Genomic DNA, 14,242 nt, shown 5'->3' on the forward strand with positions numbered 1-14,242 from the left:
GGTACTACTTGGTACCACGAAGTGTCATCCCATCTCCGACAGTGGCCCCCACTGCCGGCGCCCGCAACCGCGTGGTCACCCACGCCCCCACCAGCGCCACCCCCGCCATCGGCAGGAACACCGCGACGAAGGCCGCCGGGTGGGAGGCGGTGCCGGCGGACGTGGCGGCCGTATGGCCGACCGCGCCGCCGCCCAGCGCCGCGAAGGCGGCGCCGCCCGCCGCGAGGAGCAGTGCGTTGGTGAGACCGTCGGAGATCTGGAGCGCGGCGGAGTTGGTCCCCGCCTCCTCGGGGGCGGACAACTGGAGCAGAAGAACGCTGGTGGAGGAGATGACGAGCCCCATCCCGAAGCACCCGAAGGCCCACGCAACGGCCACGGTCCACACGGGCACGGAGTCGACCAGCACTCCCGGCAGCGTGGTGATCGCCGCCGCGACCAGCAGCATCCCCACCGTCATCAGCCGCTCCCGGTACGGCTCCACGCGCGCCCGCGCCTGCACCCAGGAGCCCAGCGCCCAGGTCGCCCCGCCCGCCGCGAGCGAGAACCCGGCGAGTGTCGGCGACAGCCCCCGCTGGGTGACCAGCATCAACGGCACGAACGACTCGGCCGCCACGAACGACCCCGCCGACACCCCGCGCAGCAGCACCACCGACGGCAGCCCCCGCACCGCCCGGTACGTCCCGCGCGGCAGCAGCCCCAGCACCGCCGGCACCAGCAACCCTGCCCCCGCGACCGCAGGCACGGCCGACCACCACCGCAGGTCCTGGGCCGCGTACTGCAACAGCCCGGCGCCGAGCGAGATCGCGAGGGCGAGCCGGATGCGACGGCCGCCGAAGACGAAGGCGGAGGGGGAGACGGGGGCGGAGGGGGAGGTGGACGTCGAGGAGGGGTCGGCCGCCGCTCCCCGCGACCGCACCGGCCCGGAGGCCCTGCGCCGTATCTGCGGCAGCGCCAGCCCCAGCGGCAGCAGGACGAGCACCGGGATGCCCAGGAACACCCAGCGCCAGCCCAGCTGTTCCGTCACCGCGCCCGAGGCGAGCGGACCGACCACGGACGGGACGACCCAGCTCGCCGCGAAGGCCGCCATGATCGACGGCCGCAGCCGCTCCGGGTAGGCGCGCCCGACCACCACGTACAGCGCGACGATCACCAGTCCGCCGCCGAGCCCCTGCACGGCCCGCCCGAGGACGAACAGCCACATCGCCCCGGCGGTCCCCGACAGCACCAGCCCCACGGCGAAGGCGCCGATCCCCGCGGTCAGCGACCCCAACGGCCCCCGGTGATCCGCCCATTGGCCCGCCAGCACCATCCCGAACAGGCTGGTCGTGAAGTACGCCGAGAACGCGAACCCGTACGCCGGGATCCCGTCCAGCTCCCGCGCCGCGACCGGCATGGCGGTGCCGACCGCCATCGCCTCGAACGCGATCAGCAGCACGACCGACACGATCCCGATGCTGAGCCCCCGGTGGGAGCGGCTCAGCACACCGTCCGCGTCGTCGGGGACGGCGGGCGGGGCGGGGTTCGGCGTGACGCCCGTGTCACGCGCCTCGGAGTCGGCCATGCCCGCCAGCGTAAGGGGCACCACCGACATACGCCCCTGTCCGAAGTCCCCCACCACCCGGGACCTTGGTCGTACGCCCCGCCGTTCATGAACGGCGTGTGGCAGTCCCGTTGCAGCGCCCCCGGACCTCTTGAGCCCCCGCCGGAGCCCGGCCTACGGTCTTTCCATCGAGTTCGAAGCGACAGGAATCACGCCCCTGACGCGTCGACCCGGCCGTGTGCCCGAGTGGTTCAGGGACTCGCCTGCAAAGCGAGTTACGTGGGTTCGATTCCCGCCACGGCCTCAACTGCCTGACCAGGCAAAAGAAAGGGCGGTACCCCCGAGGGGGTACCGCCCTTGTGGTCGTCCGTCTCAGTTCCCGTCTCAGTGAGCTTCTTCGAGTCGGCCACCGATCGGGTGATGGCCGACTCGAAGAAGCTCACTGTCCTAGTTTTTGTCCAGTGCACCGACGGCCGCCTTGGTCCGCCGACGTACGCGCCCCCTGCCACGGCCTCCAGCGCGATATGACGGCCGACCGCTTCCAGCGGTCGGCCGTCTTCGTGTGGCCGGTGGTGTCAGAGGCCCGCGCAGGCCTTGTTGCGCAGGGTCTCCACCCAGCACCCCGTGGCCGTCCCCTCGCGCTTCTCGCGGTGGAGGAGCCAGAGGGTGAAGGCCAGGGTGGAGAGGTCGGCGTCGAGGGGGCGGAGGGTCGACTCGGACTCGCTCCAGTTGAGGATCGCGCCGGTGGTGCCGTCGACGACGAGGCTGCTGCCCTCGACGAAGTGGCCCAGGCGGATCAAGTGGGCGGCTCTGTCCGGGAGTCGGCCGCGGCCGGACTCGCCGGAGCACTGGTTCGCCCCGTACTCGGCGAGCGTCGGAAGCGGGATGTCCGTGTCGAGCTGGAAGAAGCCGTGGTCCTCGGGCAGACCCATGTCGCGCAGGAAGCGGCGGGTCGGCTCGTGGGTGAGCGTGGCCGGGAAGTCGAAGTCCTCGAAGCGCCACACCCTGCTCCGGCCGAACTCCTCGTCGAGCAGTCGGGCGGGCAGGTCGAGCGCCAGTCCGGAGCGCGTGGCCGGTCCTCCGGTCAGCACCGCCAGGTCGTTCAGGTCGTTCAGATTGTTCAGGTCGTGCAGATCGTTCAGGTCGTTCAGGTCCGTCAGGCCCATTGTCCCCATCGTCATTGTGCTCATGGCTCCCCCGGCACATGGTTCGCAGTGTGCGTCCCCCCGTGGGCGATCACGCGCCGCCGAGCGGTCGTCGTCCCCACTGCCGAGAACCATACGCCGCCCCACTGACAACGCCGGACGTACACGCGAACACGCACCTCAGGGGCTGCGCCGGGGCAGCCCCCGGGCCCCTAGGTCCCCGTCACCACCGCGGCCTGCGGCCGGATCGGCAGACGGTTCACAGGGCGTCCGGTGGCCGCCCGGACCGCCGCCGCGATGGCCGCCGGGGACGTGACCACCGGCACCGCGCTGGCCGCCTTCGCGCCGAAGGGGGCCACCACGTCCCGTTCCTCCACCAGCTTGACGATCTGGATGTCGGGAGCGTCCAGGGCGGTGGGCAGGGCGTAGCCGGTGAGGTCGGGGTGGCGGATGAGGCCCCGGGGGGTGCGGAGGTTCTCCGTGAGGGCCACGCCCACCCCCTGGGTGACGCCGGCCTCGATGCGCGCGGCGAGCTGCGCCGGGTGGAGGATCCGGCCGACGTCCTGGGCGACGGCCAGCTCCACGACCCGTACGGAGCCGAGTTCGATGTCGACGTCCACGACCGCGCGGATCGCGCAGAACGCCAGGCCCACGAACGCGTCGCCCTGGCCGGCCTCGTCCAGCGGCTCGGTGGGGTGCGGGCGGCACTGGGCGGTGGCCCAGAGTTCCTTGCCGTCCATCGCCTCCGCGACCGTGGTCGACAGGACCCCGTCGTACGACGTGATCTTGCCGTCGGTGATCTGCAGCAGTTCCGTGGACATGCCGAACTTGTGGGCCAGGGGCTGGAGGAGCTGGGTGCGGACCATCTTGGCCGCGCGTTCCACCGCGCCGCCCGAGACCCAGGTGTGGCGGCCCCGGCAGCTCGGGCCGGCCGGGGGCTGGTCGGTGTCGACCTGGGCGATGTGGACCTCGTCGATGCCCAGGGTCTCCTGGACGATCTGCCGGGCGAGGGTGGAGAAGCCCTGGCCGGTGTCGACGGCCGCGCACAGCACCGTCGCGATGCCGTCGTGGACCTTCACGGTGGCCGTGGAGACCTCGTCCGCGCCCTCGGCGCCGAGCATGTGGACCATGCCGAGGCCGTAGCCGACCCCGCGGCGCACGGCACCCGGCTCGCCCGCGCCCTCGGGGCCGCCGGGCAGCAGCCACTCGTCCTCGGGGGTGTCCTTGGGCAGCGCCGGGAGCGGGAACTCCTGGACGGCCTGGAGGAGTTCGGCGACCGGGGCCGGGCAGGTCACGGACTGGCCCGTCGGCAGCACGTCGCCGGTGGACATCACGTTGCGCATGCGCAGTTCCGCCGGGTCGATGCCCAGCTTCCTGGCGAGCTTGTCCATCTGGGCCTCGTACGCGGCGCAGACCTGCATCGCGCCCTCGCCGCGCACATGACCGGAGGGCGGGTTGTTGGTGCGGACCGCCCAGCCCTCGATGAAGGCGTTGGGGATGACGTAGGGGCCGCAGGCGAACGAGACGGCGGCGGCCAGCGCCTCCGAGGAGGTGTCGGCGTAGGCGCCCGCGTCGAGCAGGATCTGCGCCTCGACCTTGATCAGCTTGCCCTCGGCGTCCGCGTGGTGGCGGTAGCGCAGGAGGGTGGGGTGCCGGTGGGCGTGGCCGAGGAAGGACTCCTCGCGGGTGGCCGTCAGCTTGACCGGGCAGCCCGTCTTCAGGGCGAGCAGGCCGAGCGGGAGCTGGAAGCCCTGGTCCTCACGATCGGCGGTGGCGCCCGGGACGCCGGTGACGACGATCTTCACGCGGTCGGGGGCCAGGCCGTAGCAGGCGGCGGCCGCGTCGCGGTCGGTGTGCGGGTCGGTGGAGGCCACGTACAGCTCGACGCCGCCGTCGGGGCGGGGCACGGCGAGACCGGCCTCGGCGCCGACGGGGGCCGGGTCCGCGCGGCCGATGCGGTACTGGCCCTCGACGACGATCTCGCCGGACGCGTTCGGGTCGCCGTGGCGCAGCGGGATGTGGCGGATGAGGTTGCCGTCGGGGTGCAGGGGCTCGGCCTCGAAGGCCTGCTCCGGGTCGATCACCGGGTCGAGCACCTCGTACTCGACGATGACGGCGGCGGCGGCCATCCGCGCGGTGTCCGGGTGGTCGGCGGCGACGGCCGCGATGGGCTCGCCGTGGTGGCGGACGACCTCGGAGGCGAACAGGGGCCGGTCGGCCTTGCCGCGGCCGTGCAGGGCGACGCCCGGCACGTCCTCGTGCGTGATGACGGCCCGTACGCCGGGCATCTCGCGCGCGTGGGACGTGTCGATGGACACGATCCGCGCGTGCGGGTGCGGCGAGCGGAGCACGGCGGCCCACAGCAGGCCCTCGGCCCACAGGTCGGCCGCGTACGGGAAGGTGCCCTCGGACTTGGCCCGGGAGTCGGCGGACGGCAGGGACACGCCCAGGCCGTGCGGCAGCTGCTCGGGTGCGGCCGCGGTCTCGCCGGGGCCCACGGGCGCCGCGATGACGGTTTCGCTGCTCACGTCTGGCCTCCGTCCTGGCCGAACGACCGGCCCTGACCGCCGTACGAGTCGTCCTGGCCGCCGGCGAAGGACTGGCCCTGGCCGCCGTAGGTGTCGTTCTGGCCGGCGAAGGACTGTCCCTGACCGCCGTACGTGTCGCCGTGCCCGGCGAAGGACTGTCCCTGACCGCCGTACGAGTCGTCCTGGCCGCCGGCGAAGGACTGGCCCTCGCCGCCGTAGGTGTCGTTCTGGCCGGCGAAGGACTGTCCCTGGTCGCCGTACGAGTCGTCCGGGCCGGTGAACGACAGCCCCTGGCCGCCGTAGGACCGGTCGGGGTCGTGCGGTGCCGGTGGGGGTGCGCTCCGGGCGTCGTACGCCGCCGTGTTGACGCCGCCGGCGCCGGGGCCCGCCTGGTGCGGGATGCGGGCCTCGTCGGGGTCGGCGGCCGCCTCGTTCTCGGCGGCGGAGTTCGCCTCGCGTTCGGCGACGACGTCGCGGACGGCGGCGAGGACGCCCCGGTAGCCGGAGCAGCGGCAGAGGTTGCCGCACAGGGCCTGGCGGGTCTCCAGGTCGGTGGGGGCGGGGTTGCCCTCCAGGAGGTCGTGCACGGTCATCGCCATGCCGGGCACGCAGAACCCGCACTGGACGGCACCGCACCGGGCGAGGGCCCGCTGCACGTCCGAGGGCTGTCCGTCGGCGGCGAGGCCCTCGACGGTGCGCACCTCGCTGCCCGCGGCGGTGACGGCGGGCACCAGGCAGGACGCCACGAGCCGGCCGTCGACCTGCACGTTGCAGGCGCCGCACTCGCCCTGCGAGCAGCCGTCCTTGGCGCCCGCGAGACCGAGCCGCTCGCGCAGCACGTAGAGCAGTGACTCGCCGATCCAGGCGTCGCTGACGGGCCGCTCGGTGCCGTTGACGCTCAGGACGTAGGAGGCGAGGGGGTGGTCGTCGTGCGGGGGCGGGGCCGGGGCGGGCTCGTCGGCCGACGGCTCCGCGTCCTCCTCGGTGTCGGCCACGGGGGCCGTCTCCGCCGTCCCGGGCCGCTCGGGTCCGTCCTCGGTCCCCGTGTCGGCCCCGACCGGCTCAGCGGGCTCCTGGGCGGCTTCGGGGGTCGGCCCGGCGGTCTCGGGTGCCGCGTCGGCGTACGCCTCCCCAGGGGCCGCCGAGGGCTCCCCCGCGGCCTCGTGGGCCCCGTCCGCCGCGCTCTCCTCCGGCGTCCGGCCGTCCGCCGCGCGCTCCTCGGGGCGGTCCTCCTCGGGCCGCGCCGGGGGCGGCGCGGTCCACGCCGTGCCGATCTGCTCGGTGGCCCAGGGCGCGGCGGCACCGCCGGGAAGCGTGGCGGGCGGATTGCCGCCCCACTGCTCGACAAGGGCCGAGGTGCTGAACTCGCCGGATTCGTCCGGAAGATCACCTCCCGCGACCGGAATCGACCACTCGCCCGTCACATCGTGACCGGGAGCGGCGCCTTCCTGCGCGGCCGGCTCCTCGAACGTCCACTGCCCGGTCGAGGCGGGGTTGTACGTGAACGCGTCCTGCGTCGGGGGCTGCGGCTGCCCGGCGTTCGGGTCGTGCCACTCGGCACCCCCGGCCGGCATCGCCCAGGTACCCGGGACGGACGGGTCGGTCCCGGCGGTGTGGGCCGTGTCGATGGAGTTGGACGCTATCTGCGGCGGGACGTAGCCGTGCCCGGGAGCGGCCAGCGGACTGTCGGCGGCGAGCAGCGCGTCGATGCCCCCCTCGGGAAGCTGGACGAACGTCGTGGCGCCGTCGTCGTAGTCGCCCTGCGGCAGCCGCTCCCAGCCGCCCTGGCCCCCCTGCTGCGGGGTGCCTTCTCCGTGCTGGTCGTCGGTCACGACAGTGCCCTCCCCAGTGCTCGTCGGGCCAGCGCGGCGACGGTGCGCCGCAGATGCAGTACGGCGGGCGGAAGTGGTGCCACGGTGCCGTCGACCTCGGGGGCCGGGTCGGGGATGCAGGCGGCGGCGACGTACTCGCCGAAGGCCTGCAGCGCCTCGGGGACGAGGGTGCGCTCGCCGTCCCAGTCGATCAGCTGGCCGACCCAGGTCTCGGCGTCCAGGGGCCGCAGCGGCATCGGCGCTATGGCCCCGACGGCACACCGCACCCCGCGCCGGGCGGGGTCGAGGACGAGGGCGACGGAGGCGACCGCGCGGCCGGGGCCGGTGCGGCCGGTGGCCTTCAGGAAGACCTGGGGCGCGTGCAGCAGGGGCACGCGCACGAAGCCGATGAGTTCGCCGGGGCGCAGCATCTCCATGCCGGCCAGCAGATGCGAGACGGGCATCTCGCGGCGGGCCCCGCCCGGGCCCGCGATGATCAGCGTGGCCTCCAGGGCGGCCAGCACGGGCAGCGCGTCCCCGGTGGGGGCGGCCGTCGCGATGTTGCCGCCGAGGGTGCCGGCGTTGCGGATCTGCGGGGGTCCGGCGGCGCGCGCGGCGGCGGCGAGCGCCGGAATGAGCGCCGCGAAGTCCGGGCGCCCCATCCGGGCGTGCGTCAGTCCGGCACCCAGCAGGGCGTGTCCGTCCTGGTACTGCCAGCCGCGGATCTCGCTGATCCTGCCGAGCCCGACCAGTGCGGCGGGCCTGAGTTGTCCGGAGTTGACCGCGGCCATGAGGTCCGTGCCGCCCGCCACCGGAACCGCCCAGGGCATGGCGGCGAGAGCCGCCACGGCCTCGTCGAGCGAGCCGGGCAGGGTCACGGCCTGCGCCGCCTGCGGTGCGTGCGTGGTCAAACCGGCTGCCCCTTCCCGCTGCCCCACCTGGTCCGCCTGTGTTGCCGTACGGTACGTGCTGACAGGGCGGACGTGGCAACTCTGGCACATTCTCGCGAGGTCCGAACGCGGGGGTCCGTCACGAGGCATTCGCCCACCTCACCCGAGAGATGGTCCGTTTTGGCACGGCATCACCCATAGGTGCGTATTACCACTTACGTTGCCCCTCGGGCCCCTTGTATCCCTTGCTCCTCTCGGCGGCCACCGTCGCAGGGCGCGCGCTCCCGGTCACACCGTTCGCGGTCGTCTCACACGTTCGGGGGCGTTCCCTCGATCGGACGTCCGAGCACGCCGGGCCGCCGCTGCCACGGACGCGGGCCCGAAGGCGGCCGATAACCGACCCCCAGGGCGTCAAGTCGCCGGTAGTGCGCCGTCATCCGGCGCTCGAAGTCGGCGAAGTCGCGCTCGGCGGGGGCCGGCAGCCGGCTCCAGGCCACCTCGGCGAAAGCGGCCAGGCGCGGGAACGTCTGGTAGTCCACGCGCGCGGGGTCCTCCATCACCTCGGTCCACACGTTGGCCTGGGTGCCGAGCACATGCCGGGCCTCGTCGGTCGTCAACTCCCGGGGCACCGGCTCGAACCGGAAGACGTCCTCCAGGGTGCGCACGAAGCCGATGGGCACCGGCTCGTCGGGGCCGCCGTCCTGACGGTGGTCCAGATACACCTGCTGCTCGGGGCACATCACCACGTCATGGCCGGCGCGGGCCGCCGCGACGCCGCCCGCGTACCCCCGCCAGGACGACACGGCCGCCCCCGGCGCGAGGCCGCCCTCCAGGATCTCGTCCCATCCGATCAGGCGACGCCCGCGCGCGGTCAGCCAGTTGTCGAAGTGCCGGACGAACCACGACTGCAACGCGTCCTCGTCGGCGAGTCCCAGCTCCCGGATGCGGGCCTGCGCGGTGGCCGACTCCCGCCACTGGTCCTTGGCGCACTCGTCGCCGCCGATGTGCACGAAGGGCGAGGGGAACACCTCCAGGACCTCCTCGAACACCCCCTCGTAGAAGCGCAAAGTGGTGTCGGTGGGGGCGAGTACGTTCGTGTTGATGCCCCAGGTGTCCCAGACGGCGAGGGAGGCCGTGTCGACGACGTCGGTGTTGCCGAGTTCCGGATACGCGGCGATGGCGGCCTGGCTGTGGCCGGGGACGTCGATCTCGGGGACCACGGTGATGTGCCGGGCGGCCGCGTGGGCGACGATCTCGCGGAGGTCGTCCTTCGTGTAGTGACCGCCGTGCGGTTTCTCCTCCCACAGGGGTGACGCGCGATGGCCGATTTTGGTGCGCGTCCGCCAGGAGCCGACCTCCGTCAGCCTCGGATACCGCTCGATCTCGATCCGCCAGCCCTGGTCGTCCGTCAGGTGCAGGTGCAGGACGTTGAGTTTGTGCGCCGCCATCAGGTCCAGGTAGCGCAGGACCTGGTCCTTGGGGAGGAAGTGACGGGCGACGTCGAGCATGAGGCCGCGCCAGGCGAAGCGGGGGGCGTCCGTGACCGTCTGCCGCGGGACTCCGTAGGGGGCCCCGGGGCGTACGGGGGCGCGCCGGAACGCCTCGGGCCCGAGGAGCTGGCGCAGGGTCTGGGCGCCCCAGAAGACGCCCGCCGGGCCGCCACCGCGGATCTCGACGCCCCGGTCGGGGACGGCCCGGAGCTGGTACGCCTCCGGCTCCAGGCTGCCGTCGAGGTACAGGCGCACGCCGCCCCGGGCGTCCTCGGGGCCGGGCGGCAGCCAGAGCCCGAGGGCGGCGCCGAGGGTCGAGCGCAGCCAGTGGGCCGTGCTCCGCGTCCCCGGCGCCGCCCACAGGGTGGTGTTCCCGTCGAGTGGTACGCCGCCGGGCAGGAGGCCCTCGACGGTGAGGGGTGCCGGAACCAGGTCCGTCGCCGTCGCGTCCGTCGTCGTCACGTCCGTCGTCATCACGTCAGTCCTTGACCGCGCCGCCCAGTCCGGAGACCAGCCGTCGCTGTACGAGTACGAAGAAGACCAGCACCGGGACGGTCATCACCGTGGAGGCCGCCATCACGCCTCCCCAGTCCGGGTCCTCGGGTTTGTAGAACACCAGCAGGGCCATCGGCAGGGTCGACCGGGACGTGTCGCTGATGATGAACGACTTGGCGAACAGGAAGTCGTTCCACGCCGAGATGAAGGAGAAGACGCTGGTGGCCACCAGCCCCGGGAGGACGAGCGGGAAAAGGATCTGCCAGAGGAATCGGGAACGGCTCGCCCCGTCGAGCTGCGCGGCCTCCTCCAGCGCCTCGGGGACGGCCTTCACGAAACCGCGCAGCATCCAGATCGCGAACGGCAGCGAGAACGCGATGTGGGGCAGGATCAGCGCGCCCAGGGTGTTGAGTTGGCCGAGGTCCCGCATCTGGAAGAAGAGCGGGATGGTGAGTGCCTCGACGGGCACCATCTGGGCCACCAGGAACATGACGAGCAGGGTGGTCCGGAATCGGAAGCGGAATCGGGTCACCGCCGTCGCCGCGAGAAAGGCGATCAGCGCGGAGACGACCACCACCGTGCAGGCGACGACAAGGCTGTTGACGAAGTAGCGGCCGAATTCCTGCTGCCCGAAGACACGGCGGAAGGAATCGAGGGTCGGCGCGAGAGTCCAGGGCCGGGGTTCGGCCGACTCGATCTCCCCCGCCGGCTTGACCGCGCTCAGCACCATCCAGTACAGCGGAAACGCCACCACGACCGCGATGACCAGGGCCGATGCCTCGGCGACGAACCGCCAGGGGCGTCGCGGGAATGCCCGTGAATTCACAGCTCCTCCCCCTGTCGGCGCAGCAGTCGCAAATAGACCAGGGTGACCGCCAGCAGAATCACCAGCATCACCACGCCGATCGCCGAACCGAGGCTGTACTGGGAGGACGCGAAGGCCTTCTGGTAGGCGTACACGTTCAGGACGAGGTTCTGGCCGGCGATACCGCCACCGCCCGTCATCACATAGATCTGGGTGAAGACCTTGAAGTCCCAGATGATCGACTGAATGGTGACGACGACGAGGATCGGCCGGAGCATCGGTGCGAGGACCGACCGCCAGATCCGCCACTGCGAGGCGCCGTCCAGGGCCGCGGCCTCCAGCACCTCGGAGGGTACGGAGCGGATGCCCGCGTAGACGGTCACCATCACGAACGGGAAGGAGCACCACACCACTTCGAGCAGGACGAGGAGGAAGGCGCTGTAGCGCCCGTAGGTCCAGGAGTGGTCGCCCAGCCCCAGGACGCGGTTGACCGGGCCGAAGTCCGGGTCGAACAGCAGCAGCCACACCGTGGAGCCGGTGATCGCGGGCGTCGCCCACGCCCCGAGCGCCGCCAGCATCAGGGCCAGGCGCGGCACGGCCCGTACTCGTGTCAGCAGGACGGCGAGCGCGCACCCCACGGCGAGCGTGGACACCACACAGGCCGCCGCGAAGACGACCGTGGACAGGAGCACCCGCCAGAACTCGGCGTCCGCGAACAGGCGCTCGTAGTTCCCCAGTCCCTGGAAGGAGGTCGGTTCACCGCCGCTGACCTGGGCCTGGGTGTACTCCAGCAGCGAGATGAGGCCGAGCTGGTAGACGGGGTAGACGAGAAGGGCACCGAGGACGACGAGCGCGGGGGCGAGGTAGAGCCAGGGGGTCACTTCAGGCCTGCGGGGCGGACGGGCCGCGGCTCGGATGAGCGCGGCCCGTCCGGCGGTCTTGTCGACCGTGTCGTGCACCGCCATCGGGTCAGCCGACCGTGCCGAACACGTCGTTCATCTGCTTCGCCGCGTCCGTCGACGCCTCGGCCACGTCCTTCTTGCCGCTGACGACCTCCTGGAACATCGTCGGCAGCACCAGCGAGGCGTCGATCTGCGCCCAGGCCGGGGAGGCGGGCACGAACTTCGTGCCGGAGGAGAGCGTCTTGACGAAGGGCTCGATGAACGGCTCCTTCTCGGCCGCCGCGGCCCGTGCGTCGGTGTACGTCGGCAGGAAGCCCATCGCGTCGAAGAGTTCGCCCTGGGTCCTCTTGGACGCCAGCCGCTTCATCAGGTCGACGGCGAGGGTGCGGTGCGTGGTGCTCTTCAGGACGCCGACGTTGTTGCCGCCCGCGAACGCCGGTGCCACCGAGCCGGGCTTCACCCCCGGAAGCGGTACGACCGCGTACTTGCCCTTGACCTTGCCGGCCTCCACGGCCGCGTGGCTGAAGTCGCCGCCGATCGCCATGCCCGCCTTGCCGGCCGCGAACGCGGTGACCGTGTCGTTGCCGCCCATGCCCGCGCACTTGGCGGCCGGGCAGTTGTCGTCACCGAAGAGCGAGGTGTAGGCCTCGATGCCCTTGCGGGCGGCCGGGCTGTCGATCGTGGACGCGTACGAGCCGCCCTTGCCCTCGGCTATCTCGCCGCCGTTGGCCCAGACGAAGGGCATCGCGCCGTAGGTGTAGGCACCGCCGACGACGATCCCGTACAGGTCGGGCTCGGCGGCGCGGATGCGCTTGGCGGTGGTGGCCAGTTCGGCCAGGGACTTCGGGGCCTGCAGGTTCAGGCGCTCGAAGACGTCGGTGCGGTAGTAGAGCGCGCGGACGCCCACGAAGAAGGGCGCCCCGTAGATCTTGCCGTCGACCGTCACGGAGGTTCTGGCGGTGGGGTCGGAGTCCTTGGCGTCGGACCAGTCGTTGAACTCCCGGGTGATGTCGGCGAGTCCGCCGTCCTTCACATAGCCGGCGGTGTCGGTGTTGCCGTACTCGATGAGGTCCGGGGCGCTCTTGGGGTCGTTGAAGGCGGCCTTGATGCGCTGGGCGCGGGTCTCGACGGGGATGTACTCGACCTTCACCTTCGCGCCGTCGTGCGCCTTCTCGAAGGCGGTGACCACCTTGTCGACGACCTTCTGCTTCGGTGCGTTGCTCACCTCCTGGAAGAGCCAGACCCGCAGGGTGCCCGTCGTCTCGTCCTCCCCGGAGGAGGAGTTGTCGGAGGTCTGGGGGGCGCAGGCGGTGAGCCCGGCGAGGGCCACGGCCGCGAGGGGCACGACGAAGCGGGCGGCGAGCTTCATGAAGCTGTTCCTCCGGAGGGGGGAGCGGAGTGTTGCATTCTCTGCAACGGGCGTTCTGCTCTACACAACACACCGGAGGCTATGGAGTACATGAACATGACCACAAGAGGTCTCAACCACCTTGTGATCGGGGGAAGCGCTCTGCGCAACGGAGTTCAGCTCAAAGGGCGCGACAACGCACGGATGCGCCTGTCTCGCGGGCGGGTGCGGGTGGTGTGGAGCTGCTCGCCCCCACCTACCCGCACCCGCCGACGCAGCAGACGCTCCCGAGCCGATCGCGCCCCGTGTTACTTCTTGCCGTCGCCCTGGTCGTCGCCGCCCGCGCCGAGGGACTCGAAGATCTCCTTGCACATGGGGCAGACGGGGTACTTCTTCGGGTCACGGCCAGGGACCCACACCTTGCCGCACAACGCCACGACGGGCGTGCCGTCGAGGGCGCTCGCCATGATCTTGTCCTTCTGGACGTAGTGGGCGAAGCGCTCGTGGTCGCCGTCGCCGTGCGACGTCTGCGGCGTCGGCTCGACGAGGGTCCCCGTACCAGTACCGCGCTCGGGCTCAAGAGTGCTCATGACGCAAGGGTACTGAAGCTCACGGGCATCAGTTGAGCGACGGGTCGTCGGGGTACGTGGCCACCATCGCGAGTTCGCTGCGCTGGCGGCGCAGGACCTCGCGCCACAGTCTCTCCGGGCAGGGCGAGGAGACGTCGCCGGGTTCGGACTCGACGACGTACCAGGCCCCCTCCGCCAGCTCGTCCTCCAACTGGCCGGGCCCCCAGCCGGCGTACCCGGCGAAGATGCGCAGCGAGCCGAGCGCGGAGGCGAGCAGCTCCGGCGGGGCCTCCAGGTCGACGAGGCCGATCGCGCCGTGCACCCGCCGCCAGCCGAGCGGGGACCGGTCCACGGAACCGCCGCCTGGGATCACCCCGACCCCCAGCGCCGAGTCCAGCTGCACCGGGCCGCCCTGGAAGACGACCCCCGGTTCGCCGGCGAGTTCCGCCCAGTCCTCCAGGATGTCGCCGACGCCCACCGGGGTGGGCCGGTTGAGGACCACGCCGAGCGAGCCCTTCTCGTCGTGGTCGAGGAGCAGCACGACAGCGCGGTCGAAGTTCGGGTCCGCCAGGGCGGGCGTGGCCACGAGCAGCCGCCCTGTGAGCGAGGACACCTCGGTCATGCCAGACATGATCCCGCATCCTGCCCCCGCGCGGGGAGCCAATGCCGACAGCGGTGTGCGCGCAGCTCACCGTGGGGGGAGGCGCGGGGGGCGCACG

At 72.3% G+C, this 14,242-nt stretch carries 11 protein-coding genes and 1 tRNA gene; 1 reads left to right on the forward strand and 11 read right to left on the reverse strand.

Going from position 1 to position 14,242, the window contains the following annotated elements; translation table 11 throughout:
- Positions 1–4: 4 nt before the first annotated feature.
- Positions 5–1,561 carry an MFS transporter gene (locus H4687_RS18785; RefSeq protein ID WP_192781690.1) on the reverse strand — a complete coding sequence of 519 codons (1,557 nt, stop codon included), beginning with the start codon at positions 1,559–1,561 and terminating at the stop codon, positions 5–7.
- A 211-nt stretch (positions 1,562–1,772) separates the two neighbouring features.
- Here H4687_RS18785 and H4687_RS18790 point away from each other — a divergent pair.
- Positions 1,773–1,844, forward strand: a tRNA-Cys gene (locus H4687_RS18790).
- Positions 1,845–2,115: 271 nt separating this feature from the next.
- On the opposite strand, the gene H4687_RS18795 is transcribed toward H4687_RS18790, so the two are convergent.
- The 10 genes from H4687_RS18795 to H4687_RS18840 form a co-directional block, all read right to left on the reverse strand.
- On the reverse strand, positions 2,116–2,730 hold the full coding sequence (locus tag H4687_RS18795; protein ID WP_225966738.1) for an SUKH-4 family immunity protein: 615 nt from the start codon (positions 2,728–2,730) through the stop codon (positions 2,116–2,118).
- 167 nt (positions 2,731–2,897) lie between these two features.
- The gene (locus H4687_RS18800) at positions 2,898–5,213 is read right to left on the reverse strand and encodes a xanthine dehydrogenase family protein molybdopterin-binding subunit (RefSeq protein WP_046917262.1); all 2,316 of its coding nucleotides are present in this window, start codon (positions 5,211–5,213) and stop codon (positions 2,898–2,900) included.
- Positions 5,210–7,045 (reverse strand): 2Fe-2S iron-sulfur cluster-binding protein, encoded by a 1,836-nt coding sequence (locus tag H4687_RS18805; protein ID WP_050399253.1) that lies wholly within the window; start codon positions 7,043–7,045, stop codon positions 5,210–5,212. The genes H4687_RS18800 and H4687_RS18805 overlap by 4 nt, the downstream gene beginning before the upstream one ends.
- Positions 7,042–7,935, reverse strand: a complete 894-nt coding sequence (locus tag H4687_RS18810; protein ID WP_046915067.1) for an FAD binding domain-containing protein — start codon at positions 7,933–7,935, stop codon at positions 7,042–7,044. The genes H4687_RS18805 and H4687_RS18810 overlap by 4 nt, the downstream gene beginning before the upstream one ends.
- A 287-nt stretch (positions 7,936–8,222) precedes the next feature.
- Entirely contained in the window at positions 8,223–9,878 is a 1,656-nt protein-coding gene (locus H4687_RS18815) for a beta-N-acetylhexosaminidase (RefSeq protein WP_046915077.1), read from the reverse strand.
- A gap of 4 nt (positions 9,879–9,882) precedes the next feature.
- Positions 9,883–10,725, reverse strand: a complete 843-nt coding sequence (locus H4687_RS18820; RefSeq protein WP_046915068.1) for a carbohydrate ABC transporter permease — start codon at positions 10,723–10,725, stop codon at positions 9,883–9,885.
- Positions 10,722–11,669 carry a carbohydrate ABC transporter permease gene (locus tag H4687_RS18825; protein ID WP_046915069.1) on the reverse strand — a complete coding sequence of 316 codons (948 nt, stop codon included), beginning with the start codon at positions 11,667–11,669 and terminating at the stop codon, positions 10,722–10,724. Before H4687_RS18825 ends, H4687_RS18820 begins: the two co-directional genes overlap by 4 nt.
- Before the next feature lie 4 nt (positions 11,670–11,673).
- Positions 11,674–12,975 carry an extracellular solute-binding protein gene (locus H4687_RS18830; RefSeq protein ID WP_046915070.1) on the reverse strand — a complete coding sequence of 434 codons (1,302 nt, stop codon included), beginning with the start codon at positions 12,973–12,975 and terminating at the stop codon, positions 11,674–11,676.
- Between the two features lie 287 nt (positions 12,976–13,262).
- On the reverse strand, positions 13,263–13,544 hold the full coding sequence (locus tag H4687_RS18835) for a DUF3039 domain-containing protein (RefSeq protein ID WP_005486786.1): 282 nt from the start codon (positions 13,542–13,544) through the stop codon (positions 13,263–13,265).
- Positions 13,545–13,572: 28 nt separating this feature from the next.
- Positions 13,573–14,145 (reverse strand): YqgE/AlgH family protein, encoded by a 573-nt coding sequence (locus tag H4687_RS18840; protein WP_046915071.1) that lies wholly within the window; start codon positions 14,143–14,145, stop codon positions 13,573–13,575.
- Positions 14,146–14,242: the final 97 nt, after the last annotated feature.

It is taken from the genome of Streptomyces stelliscabiei (genome assembly GCF_014873495.1).
GTDB lineage: Bacteria > Actinomycetota > Actinomycetes > Streptomycetales > Streptomycetaceae > Streptomyces > Streptomyces bottropensis.